Source organism: Pseudoalteromonas sp. DL2-H2.2, assembly GCF_021532535.1.
In the GTDB taxonomy this organism is placed as follows: Bacteria; Pseudomonadota; Gammaproteobacteria; order Enterobacterales; family Alteromonadaceae; genus Pseudoalteromonas; species Pseudoalteromonas rubra_A.
Genome location: NZ_JAKGBD010000015.1, coordinates 84997 through 102287, shown reverse-complemented (window position 1 = coordinate 102287; position 17291 = coordinate 84997). Strand labels below are relative to the sequence as shown.

General features: G+C 50.7%; 14 protein-coding genes. 7 read left to right on the top strand and 7 right to left on the bottom strand.

Going from position 1 to position 17291, the window contains the following annotated elements:
- Positions 1 to 126 precede the first annotated feature (126 nt).
- Positions 127 to 903, top strand: a complete 777-nt coding sequence (locus L1285_RS20195) for a hypothetical protein (protein ID WP_235414007.1) — start codon at positions 127 to 129, stop codon at positions 901 to 903.
- Between the two features lie 59 nt (positions 904 to 962).
- Here the strand turns inward: L1285_RS20195 and tkt are convergent, their stop codons facing one another.
- On the bottom strand, positions 963 to 2957 hold the full coding sequence (tkt, locus tag L1285_RS20190; RefSeq protein ID WP_235414006.1) for a transketolase: 1995 nt from the start codon (positions 2955 to 2957) through the stop codon (positions 963 to 965).
- Between the two features lie 361 nt (positions 2958 to 3318).
- Between tkt and metK the strand changes: the two genes are divergently transcribed.
- Positions 3319 to 4470 (top strand): methionine adenosyltransferase, encoded by a 1152-nt coding sequence (gene metK / locus L1285_RS20185; RefSeq protein WP_235414004.1) that lies wholly within the window; start codon positions 3319 to 3321, stop codon positions 4468 to 4470.
- Positions 4471 to 4533: 63 nt separating this feature from the next.
- Here the strand turns inward: metK and L1285_RS20180 are convergent, their stop codons facing one another.
- The 3 genes from L1285_RS20180 to L1285_RS20170 form a co-directional block, all read right to left on the bottom strand.
- Positions 4534 to 5385 carry an HDOD domain-containing protein gene (locus tag L1285_RS20180; RefSeq protein WP_235414002.1) on the bottom strand — a complete coding sequence of 284 codons (852 nt, stop codon included), beginning with the start codon at positions 5383 to 5385 and terminating at the stop codon, positions 4534 to 4536.
- A 232-nt stretch (positions 5386 to 5617) separates the two neighbouring features.
- Positions 5618 to 6301, bottom strand: coding sequence for an START domain-containing protein (locus L1285_RS20175; protein ID WP_235414000.1), 684 nt, complete (start codon positions 6299 to 6301; stop codon positions 5618 to 5620).
- Positions 6285 to 7802, bottom strand: coding sequence for a CYTH and CHAD domain-containing protein (locus tag L1285_RS20170; RefSeq protein WP_235413998.1), 1518 nt, complete (start codon positions 7800 to 7802; stop codon positions 6285 to 6287). The genes L1285_RS20175 and L1285_RS20170 overlap by 17 nt, the downstream gene beginning before the upstream one ends.
- 287 nt (positions 7803 to 8089) lie before the next feature.
- On the opposite strand from L1285_RS20170, the gene L1285_RS20165 reads away from it, so the two are divergent.
- Positions 8090 to 8713, top strand: coding sequence for a TIGR04211 family SH3 domain-containing protein (locus L1285_RS20165; RefSeq protein ID WP_235413996.1), 624 nt, complete (start codon positions 8090 to 8092; stop codon positions 8711 to 8713).
- Positions 8714 to 8764: 51 nt separating this feature from the next.
- Here L1285_RS20165 and L1285_RS20160 read toward each other — a convergent pair whose 3' ends face one another.
- From L1285_RS20160 to L1285_RS20150, 3 genes are read right to left on the bottom strand one after another with little or no spacing between them, the layout of a single operon-like run.
- Complete coding sequence (locus L1285_RS20160; RefSeq protein WP_138552177.1) at positions 8765 to 9250, bottom strand: FKBP-type peptidyl-prolyl cis-trans isomerase; 486 nt, start codon at positions 9248 to 9250, stop codon at positions 8765 to 8767.
- Between the two features lie 14 nt (positions 9251 to 9264).
- Entirely contained in the window at positions 9265 to 11700 is a 2436-nt protein-coding gene (locus L1285_RS20155; RefSeq protein WP_235413995.1) for a Lon protease family protein, read from the bottom strand.
- 53 nt (positions 11701 to 11753) lie between these two features.
- Positions 11754 to 12212, bottom strand: a complete 459-nt coding sequence (locus L1285_RS20150; RefSeq protein ID WP_235413994.1) for a zinc ribbon-containing protein — start codon at positions 12210 to 12212, stop codon at positions 11754 to 11756.
- Between the two features lie 209 nt (positions 12213 to 12421).
- Here L1285_RS20150 and leuS point away from each other — a divergent pair, with 209 nt between their 5' ends.
- From leuS to nadD, 4 genes are read left to right on the top strand one after another with little or no spacing between them, the layout of a single operon-like run.
- Positions 12422 to 15010 (top strand): leucine--tRNA ligase, encoded by a 2589-nt coding sequence (leuS, locus tag L1285_RS20145; RefSeq protein ID WP_235413993.1) that lies wholly within the window; start codon positions 12422 to 12424, stop codon positions 15008 to 15010.
- Positions 15010 to 15543, top strand: a complete 534-nt coding sequence (locus L1285_RS20140) for an LPS-assembly lipoprotein LptE (protein WP_442960524.1) — start codon at positions 15010 to 15012, stop codon at positions 15541 to 15543. Before leuS ends, L1285_RS20140 begins: the two co-directional genes overlap by 1 nt.
- Positions 15543 to 16580: a DNA polymerase III subunit delta gene (holA, locus tag L1285_RS20135; RefSeq protein ID WP_046004192.1), complete on the top strand. Its 1038-nt coding sequence runs from the start codon at positions 15543 to 15545 to the stop codon at positions 16578 to 16580. Before L1285_RS20140 ends, holA begins: the two co-directional genes overlap by 1 nt.
- Positions 16577 to 17221, top strand: coding sequence for a nicotinate-nucleotide adenylyltransferase (gene nadD, locus L1285_RS20130; protein ID WP_235413992.1), 645 nt, complete (start codon positions 16577 to 16579; stop codon positions 17219 to 17221). Before holA ends, nadD begins: the two co-directional genes overlap by 4 nt.
- The last annotated feature ends 70 nt before the right edge of the window (positions 17222 to 17291 follow it).

The window sequence follows — 17291 nt, the reverse complement described above, 5'->3', positions numbered from 1 at the left end:
CTTAAGATGAACAATTCTTTTCTCATAGAGAAGGCGCTCCTGCCAGCGTGCTCAACGCTGCCTATAAAGTTGTATTTTAAGGGACAATCCTGCACACTAACGCCGCTTTTAATGGAGTAAAAAAGAATGAATAAAACAACACCGTTGGCGCTCATTACCACCTGGTTACTGAGTGCCTGTTCCACCCCTCCAGCGGTGCACTCCCACCTGGCGCGCTTTGATGCGCCGGAAGTCGCTGATACACCGCTGGTCATCAACTACAAGCTGGGCACCAACAAAACCAATGTGATCCCCAAAGATACCAGTGCACCAATCCACGACGAAGAAGACTTGTACCTGGGGGCAGATATTTCACTAAGCCATGGATTTGAATTCAATTTCGAGGTCAGCCCGCAAGCGCCCACCCTTGGCTATGGCCTTAAGTATCAGCTGTCAGGAGACTCGCGCGAAAATGCAAGGCCAGGTAACGTCTCCCATGCTATCACGGTGGCATATCATGCATCAGCAAATGGCGAAGGTAACGACGGTCGGGGCAACCAGTACGCACAGAGCCTGGCACTGTACGATATTGCCTGGATCAGCGGATACCGACTAACACCACAGTGGCTGGTATATGGCAGCCTGTTTTACCAACATGGTAACCTGGATATTAGCTATCACCCGGAACACCATCACAGTCGCTGCCAGCCAACCTGCCTCACCGGTACCTTATATGAACAAACCAGCAGCAATTACGGACTAAGCCTGAGTACAGAATATCAACCATTTCAATACGTTTTTGTCACCCTAGAAGGCACCTACCTGCATGCAGACTGGTATAACCGGGATAAAAGCGAGCTGGCACTTAACGCCGCCCTTACCGTCCAATTTGCGCCGGAAGAAGTATTAAGAGGTATTTTTTAAGGACACAAAAAAGCCGTTCAGATTTCCCTGAACGGCTTTTTCAATACTCGTGTTCTAGCTTAGTTGAACAGAGCGCTCGCCTTGGCGACCACATTCTCAACCGTAAAGCCGAAGTGCTTGAACAGCTCAGCCGCAGGCGCTGACTCACCAAAGGTGCTCATGCCAACAACCGCGCCGTTCAGGCCTACATACTTAAACCAGTAGTCTTCAATACCTGCTTCAATCGCAACACGACGTGTTACCGCGGCTGGTAATACTGACTCTTTGTACTCAGCAGATTGTGCATCGAAGACATCGGTAGATGGCATAGAAACAACACGCACGCGCTTGCCGCTGTCACGAAGCTGTGCAGCCGCTTCCACTGCCAGTTGCACTTCTGAACCGGTTGCAATCAGGATAAGCTCTGGCTCACCGTCACAGCTCAGCACATAACCACCTTGCTTAATAGCTGCTACCTGCTCGTCGCTGCGCGCCTGTTGCTCAAGCCCCTGACGGGTAAATACCAGTGACGTTGGGCCGTCTTTACGCTCAATAGCCTGCTGCCACGCAACCGCTGATTCAACCTGGTCGCACGGGCGCCAGTTAACCAGATTTGGGGTCATGCGCATACTTGCCAGCTGCTCTACCGGCTGGTGCGTTGGGCCATCTTCGCCCAGACCAATTGAATCGTGGGTGTAAACAAAGATGCTAGGTTGCTTCATCAGTGCAGCCATACGCACTGCGTTACGCGCGTATTCCATAAACATCAGGAAGGTCGCGCCGTAAGGAATGAAGCCTTTGTGTAGTGCGATACCGTTCATGATGGCTGACATGCCAAATTCACGTACACCATAGAAGATGTAGTTGCCTGAGGCATCGTCTGCTGTCAGGCCTTTAGAGCCTTCCCATAACGTCAGGTTTGAACCTGCCAGGTCCGCAGAGCCACCCATAAATTCAGGTAGCAATGGACCAAACGCATTCAGTGCATTTTGTGACGCTTTACGGGTTGCCGGATTGGCTGGGTTAGCCTGTAACTGCGCAATATACTCGGCACTTTTCTGTGCCCAGTCAGCAGGCAACTCGCCTTTGGTACGACGTTCAAACTCTGCCGCCAATTCAGGGTAATGCATCTGGTACTCAGTGAATTTAACCAGCCATTCGCTCTGAATTTGTTGGCCGTGCGCCGCAGCATCCCATTTAGCATAGACAGACTCTGGAATATCAAACGCTTCATGCTCCCAGCCCAGGAATTCGCGTGCTGCTTTGATCTCGTCATCACCCAGTGGTGCACCGTGACAATCGTGGCTGCCCGACTTGTTTGGTGAGCCGTAACCAATTACCGTTTTACAACAAATAAGCGTTGGCTTGTCTGATTCTGCGCGAGCCGCTTCGATAGCCGCTTTGATGGCGTCGCTGTCATGGCCATCCACATCTGCAATCACGTGCCAGCCATACGCTTCAAAACGCTTAGGTGTGTCGTCGCTGAACCAGCCTTCAACTTCACCGTCGATAGAAATGCCGTTGTCATCCCAAAACGCGATCAGCTTGCCCAGGCCCAGTGTGCCAGCCAGTGAACAGGCTTCGTGAGAAATACCTTCCATCAAACAACCATCGCCCAGGAACGCATAGGTGTAGTGGTTAACAATGTCGTACTCGTCACGGTTAAACTGTGCTGCCAGTGCTTTTTCGGCAATCGCCATGCCTACGGCATTGGTGATCCCCTGCCCCAGTGGACCTGTGGTTGTTTCGATACCCGGTGCATAGCCATATTCTGGGTGACCAGGTGTTTTAGAGTGCATTTGACGGAAGTTTTTCAGTTCATCAATAGACAGATCATAGCCAGACAAATGCAACAGAGAATAAATGAGCATGGAACCATGACCATTAGATAGTACAAAGCGGTCACGATCGGCCCAATCTGGATTATTTGGGTTATGCTTTAAATAATCGCGCCACAATACCTCTGCGATATCGGCCATACCCATAGGGGCACCCGGGTGACCGGATTTGGCCTTTTGAACTGCGTCCATGGACAGAACGCGTATGGCATTTGCAAGTTCTTTGCGAGATGGCATGAAGTCTCCTACTTTTTTTGTCATTTGAGTGGCAAATCTGTACCTAATATACCCGTGTGGCGACGCGGTCACGTTTGCCTTAGTTGGTGGCAATTCAATGCATGACACGCCGAAATGCAGGTAACTCGATTAGAAAATTGGTCCCCATTCTTACCTATTAGGGTAACCACTGCAATTAAAAATCAATGAAATCTTGGTGTCGCTGGGGACTTTTTTACTGCGTTTTTAGCAAAGGTTGAAATTTGGACGTCTAGGCGTAAAAAAGCTATGCAGCCGGGTGTGTTTTCGATACTATACCGTTCTGTTTTTTTCGCGCTATTCCTGTAGTTTGTGAAGCGCAATATTTGTGAGCATAAATACAATGGCAAAACATTTATTTACTTCTGAATCTGTTTCTGAGGGTCATCCGGATAAAATCGCCGATCAGATCTCTGATGCGGTACTAGATGCTATCCTTGAGCAAGATCCAAAAGCACGTGTTGCGTGTGAAACTTACGTAAAAACCGGTATGGTCATGGTCGGCGGTGAGATCACCACCAGCGCCTGGGTTGATATCGAAGAATTAACGCGTAAAACCGTACGTGAAATCGGCTACACCCATTCAGACATGGGCTTTGATGCTGACTCGTGTGCAATCCTTAACACCATTGGTAAGCAGTCTCCTGATATCAATCAGGGTGTTGACCGTACTCGCCCTGAAGAACAAGGTGCGGGTGACCAGGGTCTGATGTTTGGTTACGCCTGTAACGAAACTGACGTGTTAATGCCTGCACCAATTACTTATTCACACCGTCTGGTTCAACGTCAGGCAAAAGTACGTAAAGACGGTACTTTGCCTTGGTTACGTCCGGATGCAAAATCTCAGGTAACTTTTGCTTATGAGAATGGCAAAGCGGTTGGTATCGATGCCGTTGTTCTGTCAACTCAGCACTGTGACTCTGTTTCTCAGGATGACCTGGTAGAAGCTGTGATGGAAACCATCATCAAGCCGGTACTACCTGCTGAGCTTATTACTGAAGCCACTAAATTCTTCATCAACCCAACCGGTCGTTTCGTTATCGGTGGTCCAATGGGTGACTGTGGTCTGACTGGTCGTAAAATCATCGTAGATACCTACGGTGGTATGGCACGTCACGGTGGTGGTGCATTCTCTGGTAAAGATCCATCAAAAGTTGACCGTTCAGCGGCTTATGCTGCGCGTTATGTTGCTAAGAACATCGTCGCTGCAGGTCTGGCTGACAAATGTGAGATCCAGGTATCTTACGCGATTGGTGTTGCTGAACCGACGTCTATCAGTGTTGAAACCTTCGGCACTGGTAAACTGGAAGAAGCGCGTCTGATTGACTTGATCCGTGAGCACTTCGACCTGCGCCCTTACGGCCTGATCACTATGCTTGATCTTGAACGTCCTATCTATCAGCCTACTGCGGCATACGGTCACTTCGGTCGTAACGAGTTCCCGTGGGAAGCAACAGACAAAGCAGAAGCACTTAAAGCCGCTGCTGGCCTGTAATTGTATACGTAGATTTACAGAAAAGGCGCCTTACGGCGCCTTTTTTTGTTAAAACCAGAACAATTAGTTACCAGAAATTAGAAACTCCTCAATATCCTCTTTGATATCCACATATTCGTCGTCGTGAATATTCAAAACAATCATTACTTTATCCTTAAAAGCATGCCAGTCTGCACAATTTCGAAAGTACTTGCCCTCAAAAGCCAGATTTTCGGCCAACTTAAGAATAGCAAACGCCTGTTGTTCACTCTCGTCATGCGCTTCGTCCAGATACTGCGGGTCGTGGTGACGCAGTATGATCTGACACATGGCCTTGGGAATATTCCAGGAGCTGGCCAGATAGTACCCGACCACCGCGTGGTTAGTCGGATATAGCTGCTCCTCGTAACAGGCCAGTGTGAACTCCGGGCGTTGAATGGCGCGGGTCATCACTTCTTTGTAGTTATCGTAGCGCATCGCCATCGCGGGTATACCCGCATCATGAAACAAACCGAGCAGCTGCAAGTTTTCAACCGGCACATTGGCGCGCACTCGCTTTCCGATCAGCATAGCTATTTGAGAGATATCAATGGCATTGTCCCAAAACCGTTCCAACGAAATACAGCACAAGCTTTGATCAAATGCTTCTTTGAGCAGGTAGCCTGTCACAATCTGAGTGATACTATTGAGCCCCAGAAACATCACCGCCTGTTTAATGTCCGACACAGTTCTGGACATCCCATAGGCCGGTGAGTTAATGACCTTTAATACGGCGGCAGAGGTGGCGACGTCCTGCGAAATAATATTGGCAACGCGATTAAGCTCGGGCTCATCACTGTTGAGTTCGTTCTGTATGTGTTCCAGAATTTCAGGCTTGGCGGGGAGGTTAAACCCGGAGCGCAGCTCCGCTAATGTTTTTTCATCGATATTGAGCATAACAGCAAACACGTCAGGCTAGTTTGATTTTAGTGTAGACGATATATACCAATTTCACTTAATACCTGTTCAATTTGACGGAGCAAATATGGCGCTAACGGCGTTAAAAATTTCTCATTTAGACCCTATTACCTTAGACAGAGGCCCGCAAATTTTTGCCTGGTTATCGACCCTATTTTCTCGCCTCAAGATAGAGCACTTAATTAAGCAAATTGGTATTACGTGATGATCATTAGAACGGGCAGGTATTTCCGGGGATCAACGCCCAGGGCTGAGGGCTCGCTACTCGCGCCTGCAACAAATCGTGCAACGCGTTGAACGAGGCGCGCGTATTACGCAGCGCCACTTTATCGACAAACCACTGCGGCACGCCGCCCTGTAAATCTGCCGATATTTGATAGTCTATCTCAACGGCGTTGTCTCGCTCCGTCAGCCGCCATTGCACAGTCACAGGTTCAATGCGGATCACACCCGGCGCAGGTGCAGGCTCAGCGACTGAGCGTATCTTAAGTAGATAACTGGCTTTGGACACGTGCAGTAAACACGCATGCGTAAGCATGTCCCGTTTACGCAGCGGCCAGGGTAAGTCAAAGTGCGTCAACACTCGGGTCTGGTTTGGCGCTGGGCGGGACAAAATGGCGACAGTGCTGACATGCTTAACCCACAGCGGGACACTATCGATGTCGTTTAGCAGGTTGATCACCGACTTGGCACTGATCCCAGGCCACTGTCCGGTCACCCTAATCTTTAAAGGCTGATCAGCACGCTTTTGATAGGCCACAGAAAACAGCTCACCATGGTGCCAGGATTGCCAGTTTTCAGGCGCCTGTACAGTGTGGCCAGGCGCTGTGTAGCCGACCAGCCAAAATAGGATGCACAGGCAAGTTAAACGTTGTAGATTACCAGTAAGGTTCACTGTTTAACGATGCCTGACGACTTTGCTCCATCGCACTAACAAGAAAATCGGCTTTTTGCTGCAGCCAGACTAGAATGTCCTGCAACGCTTCATTGGGCTGGCCCTCGCACAGCTGGCGAAGATAGAACAAGGTTTCCAGCTCATAAATGCCATAGACAATATCAACCCAGGGGGCTCTGAACGCCCGACGGATTTCTTTGTCGTATAGTCTGCCCAGGCAGTGACCACTGAGCAGCATGTTTTCCAGCGGCTGACGACACTCCAGATACTCTTTTACCGTCATAGCACGATCGGCTGGAAATAAAGTGGTTAATTTATTCCAGTCGTGATCATAGGCGCGCTTAGCAAGCGCCTCAACCGGGCTTTGCGCCGCTGTAATGGCGTTCTGATCCCAGTTTTTACGCCAGGATTTGTCCAGCAGCCAGCGGGTAAGCGCCAAAATCAGACGGTTATATCGAGAGCAGTGGAATAAGTCTTCAATGTCGGTTACGGTAGGCTGAACGTCTTTCATATCAGCAATCACCTGAGCCAGCTCGGGCGCATTAGAGATCCGCTTATAGTAAGCATGGCGCTTAGACGTATAGGTTTTCAAATGAATGGCGTTTTCGACCCAGCCTAATTCAGACAACAGCCATTTAAGCTCTTTGCGCAAAAACTCCGTTGACGATTTATCGACAAACTCTTCAAATAGCCAGAAGGCGTGGCGGATCAGGCTCACCCCGTCTATCAGGCGTTTCAGGGTTTTCAGGCTTGGCGCATCCAGATAACACTGCTCGTGCTTTTGCACAAACTGAATACCGTGATTGACGGTCGCCACCAGCGCCTGCTCTTGCGTACAACCTCGGGGTAACTTGATCACACCCAGGGTTTTATTGGCTTTAAGTGGTTTATCGTCGGCGATGCGGTAGCCCCTTGCCGCCTTGGAATAGAGCCCCAGGCGCAACCCAATGTGCTGTAGCAAATGATCGGCGAGTAGAAATAAATCGTCTTTGTCACCCTCGATCAGCTCGATTTCGAGCTCAGAGATGGGTTCAACAATCCCCTGTGCACTGATCTCACCTTTATCGAGTACCACTTCTATTTCGCTGCCAGCCTCAGTTTCAATCAGCCAGGTACGGCGAATAAAATTGGTACTAAAAATCGGGTATAAGTTACTGGCTATCGACTCCAGCTGCACACCCATAGGCCAGATACTGGAGTCAAAAGCGTGAATATCGGGGCGACTGCCCTGCAGGGGTAAATTGTACTCAGGACGCTGATGTAATCCCCCAACCACTTCACCGGCCAGCTTAATGGTCTGCTCGCAGTCGTCATCATTACAACGCGTGCGCAGACCGATATCGAATGCACGCAGCTCACGGCTGGGCGTATCGAAATAAGCATTTTTTAGATTTTTAGCAGGTTTGTTGCTGACTTTTTTCGCAAACTGGGTAATAAGGGCTGGGATCAGCGGAACTTCATTGTCTGAAACCAAAAATTTCAGTTCTATCTCAGTGTCCATCAGGGGTGTGATTTACCTATGTAATTTTCGAACCCCCAAAATATACAAAGGGTCCGCACTTTGCAAACCTTTTAGTAATTATTAGCGCATAATCACCACCAATGCCAACCGGTTTGTTCAATTACAGGTGTAAACATGTGCTCACGCCAGTGCCCGGATTTACTCGCAGTTTAAGTTAAAATCCGCTCGTTTGTGCGTTATCCGCAAAACCTGCCCCTTGCCTTTGCCTCGGGAAATCCCTACTATTTTGGTAACTTTATAACGATATCAATATTTAAGGCCTGCGAATGCTGAAAAATATCGCTTTGCCGCTGCTGCTGTCTGTGCTCTCACTGAGTGCAATGGCGGAGCAAACCGAGCTGCAAAATGAGCCTGCACAGGCGCAGTCAGCAACCGACAATAACGGCTACATTGTCGACGACTTATACCTCTTCATGCACACCGGACCGGGTAAGAATTATCGCATCCTGGGTTCGGTCGAAGCCGGAACTGCGATCACTATCCTAAACACAGAGCAGGACGACTTTATTCAGATAAAAGATGACAAAGACCGCGAAGGTTGGGTCCAGAGTCAATTTGTCACCTCTGAACCGGGGTTACGTCAGCGACTGGAAAGCGCTAATCAGGCACTGAGTGATAACAATGCTCAGCTCAATACTTTACAAAGCCGCATTCCCCAACTTGAGCAGGCCAACTTGCAGCTACAGCAAGACAATACAACGCTCAAAAATAACATCACCGAGTTGGAGCAAGCCCTTGAGGCGCAGGTACAGGCAAGCCGCAATAAGGCACAAACAGAGCAGCACATGCTGCTGAGCTATGGTGGCGGCATTGGTATCGCGGGCATTTTAATCGGCGTGATACTCACCCTGGTGCTGTCAAGACGTAAGCGCTACGACGGTTGGGCGTAATAGCCGCAATAAAATATATGCACAAAAAAAGGCCTTATCGGCCTTTTTTTATTACTTGCCTGCTATGGCGAGTAACTCAACTTCAAATATGAGCAACGAGCCCGGTGCAATTTTCCCGGCCGCTCTGTCTCCGTAGCCCAGATCCGGGCCGATAAAAAAACGAAATTTATCACCCACCGTCATCAGCTGAACACCCTCAGTCCAGCCAGGTATGACCTGGTTCAGGCCAAAACTGATAGACTCACCGCGCACCACCGAGCTGTCGAACACAGAGCCATCCAGCAAAGTACCATGATAATGGACAGTAACTTTGTCTGTCGCGCTCGGATGCTCAGTCCCGTCGCCTTTGTTTAACACTTCATATTGCAAACCCGAGTCGGTTGTTGTGACTCCGCTCTTTTGCCCGTTTTGCGCCAGAAACTCTGCCGCCTCTATGCGGTTACCTGCCGCCGCCTGCTTTTGCTGTTTACCGTTTTTAAAAATCAGCCAGCCCAGCACGACGATGACCAGCACAAGGATAATATTGGTTGTTGACATAGTGACTACCTAAATTATGAATGATCTTTTTCTTGCTCGTTTGGCGCTTCGCCCTCGGCGTCTTTATCGTCGCCATTCACCACATCGGCAATTTGCTGCAAACGGGCCAGCGCCAGTGCATTGATACTCTGCTGCGGATACTCGCCATTGGTAAGCGCCCCGGCTTCACGCTGCATCAGCAAGGACAGCGCCTCGTCGACTGTTGCCACCGCGAAAATATGGAAGCGACCTTGCTGAGCCGCCGCCAGCACTTCGTCATCCAGTACCAGGTTGATCAGGTTAGAACGAGGAATGATCACACCCTGACGCCCGGTCAGGCCGCGCATTTTACACAGCTTAAAGAAGCCTTCAATTTTTTCATTCACGCCGCCGACAGCCTGCACCTCACCATGCTGGTTAATGGAGCCCGTCAGTGCCAGTGATTGGTCGATAGGCAGCTGAGTTATGGCAGAAATAAGGCCGCACAGCTCCGCCAGTGACGCGCTGTCACCGTCAATAAAGCCATAACTTTGTTCAATGGCAATATTGGCGCTCAGCGTCAGGCTAAAGTTTTGCGCATATTTATTGCCCAGGTAACCGGTTAGCAGCATAACGCCTTTAGAGTGGATCGACTTACCTAACTCGGCTTCACGCTCCACGTCTATCACCCCATCGGCACCGGCATACACAGTCGCGGTGATCCGCGCCGGCGTACCGAAGGCGGTATCACCAATGTGCAGCACCGTCAGACCGTTGACTTTACCTACCGCCTCGCCTTCTGTGGCGATCAAAGTATGGCCTTCTTCAATGTCACTGAGCATATTCTCACTGAGCTGGCCGGTGCGATATTGCTTACCTACTATGGCTTCGTCGATATGCGGCGCGTCGATTTCGCTAAGGCCATCCTGCTTGGCGTAATAACTGGCTTCTGCCACCAGCTCAAGCACATCCGCAAAACGTGCCGAGAGTTTGTTCTGGTGCTCAGCCTGGCGATAACTGAACTTCAATAAGCGCGCCAGTGCCTCGCCAGTTAAAGAGCACTTGAGTGTCTGTTCACAGTACTCCTGCACTTTAGTGACAAACTGATATTGCAGCCGATCGCTGTCGGGCAGATAGTAGTCAAAGTCAGCCAGCACTCTGAACAACTCGCCAAACTCTTCGTCGTATTCCCCTATGGTGTAATACAAGTCACGCGAGCCCAGCAGGATGATCTTCACATCCAGCGGGATCAACTGAGGTTTAAGGGTAAAGCTGCTGCCGACCGAGCTGTCCTGATACGGTAAATCGTTTTTGATCTGGTGTGTCTTTAAAGACAGTTTGAGTCCGTCCCAGACCTGTGCATTGGCCAGTACTTTGTCGGCATCCATGATTAGATAGCCGCCGTTGGCACGGTGCAGTGCCCCCGGCTGAATGGAGCGATAGCTGGTGATCAGGGTGCCGTGCGCATTGGCATACTCAATTTTGCCAAAAATGTTGCCAAAGGTCGGGTTAGGCTCGTACACCACAGGCGCTGCCTGCCCTTCTTTGAACTCCACCAGAATATTCGGGGCAAAGAAATCACTCAGCATGCCCTTGGCATCAAATTCATCTTTATTTTCGTCTCCTGCAGCACTGTCATCGTCCAGCCAGTCGAGTACGGCATCGACGATTTCCACTCGCAAATCTTTGAGATAACGGATCACCCCAATGTGGCTGGCATACTTATGCTCCAGCGCTTTGAGCAATGGCTTGGTCGCCAGCTCTATGGTGGTTTTCTTCAGCTCGCGCAGTTTCTCTGATGATTCGCGCTTCCAGCGTGGTAACTCAATCAGTGCTTCAATCAGGCAATCTTCGAGCTTTTCAATGGCATCAAAAAAGTGTTCCTGAACGGCTTCTTCCAGCGCCATAAATTCAGCATCATCAAGCGCTTTGCCATCCACCACAGGGGCAAAACTCACCACCCCTTTTTCTTCCATCATGGCAACGCTTTTCTTCGCGGCCAGCTCTTCCACCGCGCTCAGGGCGGCGTTGTATTTGTTGTCAAAGTCTCTGTCGAGTGATTTTTTCTTGCGCTGATAACCCGGGTTATCAAAGGCCGCAGGAAACGTATCCACCACCTCATCTAAGAAGGAATCAATGTCATCGGCCAGTACTTTGCTCTCGCCCGCCTGCATAAACAGGGCTATCGGCTCTCTGTGGTCGTCGTAGTTATTAACATACAACCACTCTTTGGGGGTTGGGCGGGTTTTACAGTGTGCTTCGAGCTTGTCTTTGACCATAGTAAAGCGCCCGGTTGCCGCTTCGCCCATGACAAACACGTTGTAACCCGGCAGCTCCATGCCCAGCGCAAAGTCGAGCGCACTTTGCGCCCGGTTCTGGCCGATAAAAGGCAAAGGATCCGGATAGGGGTTTTGCATGCAGGTGGAGATGTGTGGCAAAGACACACTCGGAGCCAGCTGTTCGCTGCTCAAAGGCTTAATGGTTTTCGTCATTCCTAACTTCTTTCTCTTGGCCGGCCGCGCGACACTTGCACACGGGGCTGTGATTAAGGGGTAAGTGCCTTACGAGCAAACTCACCGTGCCCACATTCGCTGCACGACGGAATTTCCAACGCATAATAGACATTCGTTTTATGGCCGCAATTTTTACACACTAATTGCCCCAATGCTATCCATTCCCCTTGTTTGTAGATGCCATCGTGTTGAAAGTCTTGTACTAATGCCTGCCATTCAAGCTGAGTGCGGTCCTCCAGCTGAGCCAGTTCGTACATCACACTGGCCTTAAGCTCCTCCCAGGCCACATCGTCATAATGCTCCTTATGTTCGCTCAGGTGAGCCAGGTCGCGTTTGAGATAATAACGATAATCGGCCAATTTATCTTTGGACAACTGCTTCAGCGCTTCCTGGGCCTCCATAAACTCTTTGACCAGCTTTTTAAGCTCATGTTCTTTGACGTCTTTCAGCCACACTGAAAAGTCATCCAGCCAGCGTTTGTAATCTGCCATGTTTACCTCCCGACTCAGGCTATTTTGCAAGGTATTTACTCTGCCTTTGTCTCAGTATAGTTCAGCTGACGTCACAGTCCTGAAACAAATCACCACCACAGCGCCAATTTACGCTGACAATTGTGCTTTGAAGCGCTGTGATCAGCGCGTTTTTTCGGGTATGCTATCGGCAATTTTCTAATTAGTTTGCAAGAAGTCTGGAAACGTCAATGCAAGAGCAATACAACCCGCAAGAAATCGAACCCAAAGTTCAGTCCCATTGGGAACAAAACAACAGCTTCAAAGTAGTTGAAGACGAATCAAAAGAAAAATACTACTGTCTGTCTATGTTCCCTTATCCAAGTGGTCGTCTCCACATGGGTCACGTTCGTAACTACACCATAGGTGATGTGGTCTCGCGTTTCCAACGACTCCAGGGCAAAAACGTGATGCAACCTATGGGTTGGGACGCATTTGGCCTACCTGCGGAAAATGCCGCAATCAAGAACAACACGGCGCCGGCTAAGTGGACTTACGAAAACATCAACTACATGCGCAACCAGTTAAAGCTACTTGGTTTTGGCTACGACTGGGACCGTGAAATCGCGACCTGTCACCCGGATTACTACAAGTGGGAACAATGGTTCTTCACTAAATTGTACGAAAAGGGCCTGGTTTACAAAAAAATGTCAACGGTAAACTGGGATCCGGTTGACCAGACGGTACTGGCCAACGAGCAGGTGATTGATGGCCGCGGCTGGCGTTCAGGTGCCATCGTTGAACAAAAAGAAATTCCACAGTGGTTTATTAAGATCACTGACTACGCGCAGGAGCTGCTGGACGACTTGGATCAGCTTGAGCACTGGCCTGAGCAGGTGAAAACCATGCAGCGTAACTGGATCGGTCGTTCAGAAGGTCTGGAAATCGACTTCAAACGCGCTGATAACGACGAGCAATTCACGGTTTACACAACTCGCCCGGATACCTTTATGGGTGTGACATACGTGGCCGTGGCTGCGGGTCACCCGATCGCTCAGGAAGCGGCGAAAAACAATGCCGACATTGCGGCGTTTGTTGAAGAGTGTAAAAACACCAAAGTCGCCGAAGCCGACATGGCCACCATGGACAAAAAAGGCATCGCGACTGGCTTCTACGCTATCCACCCGCTTACCGGTAAACAAGTGCCTATCTGGGTTGCTAACTTTGTACTGATGGATTACGGCTCAGGTGCCGTCATGGCCGTACCTGGTCACGACCAGCGCGACTACGAATTTGCCAGCGCTTACGGTCTGGAAATCAAGCAAGTGATTGCCCCGGCTGGCGACAGCGAACTAGAAGCAAACCTGGATGAAGCCGCATTTACTGAAAAAGGCGTGTTAATCAACTCAGGCGAGTTTGATGGCCTGGACTTTGAAGGTGCCTTCAATGCCATTGCCGACAAGCTGGAAGGCATCAATGCCGGTAAACGCAAAGTCAATTTCCGCCTGCGCGACTGGGGTGTGAGCCGTCAGCGTTACTGGGGTTCTCCAATTCCAATGCTGAACAAAGCAGACGGCAGTGAGCTGGCAGCCAGCGAAGACATGCTACCGGTCCGCCTGCCAGAAGACGTGGTAATGGATGGCGTAACCTCGCCAATCAAATCCGATCCTGAGTGGGCCAAGGCAACCGTTAACGGTGAGCAGGTTTTCCACGAAACAGATACCTTTGACACCTTTATGGAGTCATCCTGGTACTACGCGCGCTACTGCAGCCCGCGTTACGATGAAGGCATGTTAGAGCCGGGCGCAGCAAACTACTGGCTACCGGTTAACCAGTACATTGGTGGTATTGAGCACGCTATCCTGCACTTGCTGTATGCGCGTTTCTTCCACAAACTGCTGCGCGACTTTGGCCTGGTTAATTCCAGCGAGCCGTTCGAGCGCCTGCTGTGTCAGGGCATGGTACTGGCAGAGACTTACTACCGCAAAGATGAAAAAGGCGGTGATATCTGGATCTCACCTACCGACGTAGAAACCGAGACCGACGACAAAGGCCGCATCACTAAGGCGTGGCACAAAGACGACGGTGAGCCGGTATTCTCTGCGGGCATGAGCAAGATGTCTAAGTCGAAGAACAACGGTATCGACCCGCAGATCGTTATCAAGCAATACGGTGCCGACACCGTGCGCTTGTTTATGATGTTTACTGCACCACCAGAGCAAACGCTGGAATGGTCTGATTCGGGCGTAGAAGGCGCACACCGCTTCTTACGTCGGGTCTGGAAATTTGCAGTCGATGTGAAAGCCGCCGGTACTGCCGAGCTGGATCTGAACGCACTGAGCAGCGCACAGAAGACATTGCGCCGTGAGATCCACAAGACCATCGCGAAAGTAACCGATGATGTTGAGCGTCGCCAGACCTTCAACACCGCAATTGCGGCTATCATGGAGCTGTCAAACAAGCTGGCCAAAGCACCGCTGAAAGACACGCAGGACATCGCACTGGCCAACGAAGCGCTGGAAGCCATGGTAGTCATGCTGGCGCCAATCACGCCGCACCTGTCTCATGAGCTGTGGGAGCAACTTGGTAAGCAAGGCGACATCTTAGATGCACGCTGGCCACAGGTTGACGCGGGCGCTTTGGTTGAAGACGAGAAGCTGATCGTGGTTCAGGTCAACGGTAAGCTGCGCACTAAGCTGACTGTGGCAGCGGACGCAACCCAGGAGCAAATTGAAGCGTTGGCGTTTGCCGATGAGAACGTACTGAAGTTTACCGAGGGTAAAACCATACGTAAGAAAATCTACGTACCGGGTAAACTGTTCAATGTGGTAGCCAACTAATGGCTACCCTGCTGAATACCCCATTATTCAGTATGATGCGACGCTGGCAGGGTTTTGTGCTGGCGTTGTTTACCTGCATGGCGCTGTCCGGCTGTGGCTTTCAGTTGAAGAAAGCCTCCTACCTGCCGGACGACCTCAGGACACTTCACCTCAGTGGCACCGACAGTAAGTCGGCGCTGTTTATGAGCCTCAAGCAAGAGCTTAAACGCGCTCAGGTCCAGCTGCTGCCCTCGCCAAAGCTCGGCAATGGCGAAGATGCGGTTGAACTGCACCTGTACCGGGACGCACTTGAGCGTCAGACGCTGAGCCTGTTTAAAAATGGTCAGGTGGCACAATATGAGCTGGCCTACAGTGTGCGCTATCGTCTTACCCGCCCGGGTTTTGAACCCGTCGAGCAGGAATTTGAACTGTACCGCAACTACCAGGATGACCCGGACAATGCCCTGGGCAAATCTCAGGAGCGGGAGATCATCCTCAGCGAGCTGCGTCAGCTTGCCAGCCGCCGTATTATCCGTGAATTGTCTCAACTCTAATGCGTTGTTATGCCAATCAATTAGCAGGCCAGCTTAAACAGGGCCTGCAACCATTTTATCTGATCTTTGGTGAAGAGCCTTTCCAGGAGGCCCAGTGCGTCAGCGCTGTTCGCCAGATGGCTAAGCGCCAGGGTTTTGATGAGGTGATTAAGTTCAGCTTACTGCCCGGCTTTGACTGGCTGGAGCTGGTCAATCAGTACAACAGCATGTCTCTGTTCAGTGCTCAGACGCTGATCGAATTCGATCTTAACCAGCAAAAACCGCCCACCCAGGGCGTGAACATTTTAAAAGAGCTGGCGGCAAACCCGAACCCGGATGTGATTTTGATCCTCAAAGGCGCCAAAGCCTCGCAGGATATTCAGCGCAGTGCCTGGTTTAAGGCGCTGGATAAGCAAGGCCTGTTTGTGCCCTGCTACGCGCTGACCGGCTATCATCTGCAACGCTGGCTCGATGATGAATGTAAGCGACTGAAACTCAACCTCAATAATGATGCCAAACGCAGCCTGCTACAGGCAACCGAAGGCAACCTGCTGGCAACGCATCAGGAGCTGGAGAAGCTCTCTTTACTATACAAAAGTGCGCCAATCGATCAGGAAAAGCTGCTCAGCGGGCTGCTCAATCAGGCCAAGTTCGACATCTTTGACCTGAACGACGGTTTGCTGCGAGGTAACCCGAAAACACTTATCAAGGTGCTCAACAAACTGGCACACGATAATGTCGAGCCCGCCAGTATTGCCTGGACGCTGCACAACCAGGCCCAGCTGTTGCTGAACCTCAAGCAGCTGATCCAATCGGGCACGCCCACACAGGATGCGTTCAAAAAGCACAATGTCTGGAAAAATCAGCAGCAGAACACCCAGCAGGCGCTGGACCGGCTCAATACCACCCAGCTGGAACAATTGTTGGTCCTGCTGGCTGAGTTCGATTCGGCCTATAAGCGCAACATTCTGGTTGCGCCCTATCAGGCACTAGCCCATATTGCACTGAGCTTTTGCCAGTCGCTGCCTTTTGCCCTGCCCTATGAGGAGCTGGCATGATAGCTCTGTTTGGCGGCACCTTTGACCCTATCCATCTGGGTCATATTAATATGGCCACGCAGTGTTTGGATACGCTTGGCCTGTCTGAGCTACGCTTTATTCCCAATGCCGTACCGGTGCATAAGCAGGGTCCGGCCATCAGCACCGCAGACAGACTGGCGATGCTGCAACTGGCCATTGCCCATGAGCCCAGGTTCAGTATTGACCACCGGGAGCTGGAGCGCGATACCCCCTCGTATTCTTTGCTTACCCTGCAGGAGCTGAAAGCTGAGTATCCGGATCAGGTGCTGGTCTTTTTAATGGGCATGGACTCATTTAACAGCCTGGATAAATGGTATCGCTGGCAGGATATTGTGGCGCTGTGCCATATCGTGGTCTATCAACGACCAGGCGATGCGTTTGCCCCATCTGAGGCTTTGCAGGCTTACTTTGCGCGCGCACGCTGCACAGACACCCAAGCGCTGAACACCCAAGCCGGTGGCCTGTGTTATTTTTTGCCGGGTCAACCCTTTGAGGCTGCGTCCAGTACCATCAGAAACGCGATAAAACACCGCCAAGCTGTTGAACCTTGGCTGAATAATACAGTCCTAGAGTATATTCAGGCACACCAATTGTACCTAAGCAGTAGCGACAACCCGTAACCCAGAGCGCAGTGGGTGCACAGACTTGAGTTTCCCCCTGCTAACCGTGTTACAATTGCCGCTTATTTGT

What these genes read in the sequence shown, in the direction of transcription:
- tkt (WP_235414006.1), bottom strand. Translation starts at nt 2,957, where the DNA reads ATGCCATCTCGCAAAGAACTTGCAAATGCCATACGCGTTCTGTCCATG.
- L1285_RS20195 (WP_235414007.1), top strand. Translation starts at nt 127, where the DNA reads ATGAATAAAACAACACCGTTGGCGCTCATTACCACCTGGTTACTGAGT.
- holA (WP_046004192.1), top strand. Translation starts at nt 15,543, where the DNA reads ATGCGTTGTTATGCCAATCAATTAGCAGGCCAGCTTAAACAGGGCCTG.
- L1285_RS20140 (WP_442960524.1), top strand. Translation starts at nt 15,010, where the DNA reads ATGGCTACCCTGCTGAATACCCCATTATTCAGTATGATGCGACGCTGG.
- L1285_RS20155 (WP_235413995.1), bottom strand. Translation starts at nt 11,700, where the DNA reads ATGACGAAAACCATTAAGCCTTTGAGCAGCGAACAGCTGGCTCCGAGT.
- L1285_RS20170 (WP_235413998.1), bottom strand. Translation starts at nt 7,802, where the DNA reads ATGGACACTGAGATAGAACTGAAATTTTTGGTTTCAGACAATGAAGTT.
- L1285_RS20165 (WP_235413996.1), top strand. Translation starts at nt 8,090, where the DNA reads ATGCTGAAAAATATCGCTTTGCCGCTGCTGCTGTCTGTGCTCTCACTG.
- L1285_RS20150 (WP_235413994.1), bottom strand. Translation starts at nt 12,212, where the DNA reads ATGGCAGATTACAAACGCTGGCTGGATGACTTTTCAGTGTGGCTGAAA.
- L1285_RS20180 (WP_235414002.1), bottom strand. Translation starts at nt 5,385, where the DNA reads ATGCTCAATATCGATGAAAAAACATTAGCGGAGCTGCGCTCCGGGTTT.
- metK (WP_235414004.1), top strand. Translation starts at nt 3,319, where the DNA reads ATGGCAAAACATTTATTTACTTCTGAATCTGTTTCTGAGGGTCATCCG.
- nadD (WP_235413992.1), top strand. Translation starts at nt 16,577, where the DNA reads ATGATAGCTCTGTTTGGCGGCACCTTTGACCCTATCCATCTGGGTCAT.
- leuS (WP_235413993.1), top strand. Translation starts at nt 12,422, where the DNA reads ATGCAAGAGCAATACAACCCGCAAGAAATCGAACCCAAAGTTCAGTCC.
- L1285_RS20160 (WP_138552177.1), bottom strand. Translation starts at nt 9,250, where the DNA reads ATGTCAACAACCAATATTATCCTTGTGCTGGTCATCGTCGTGCTGGGC.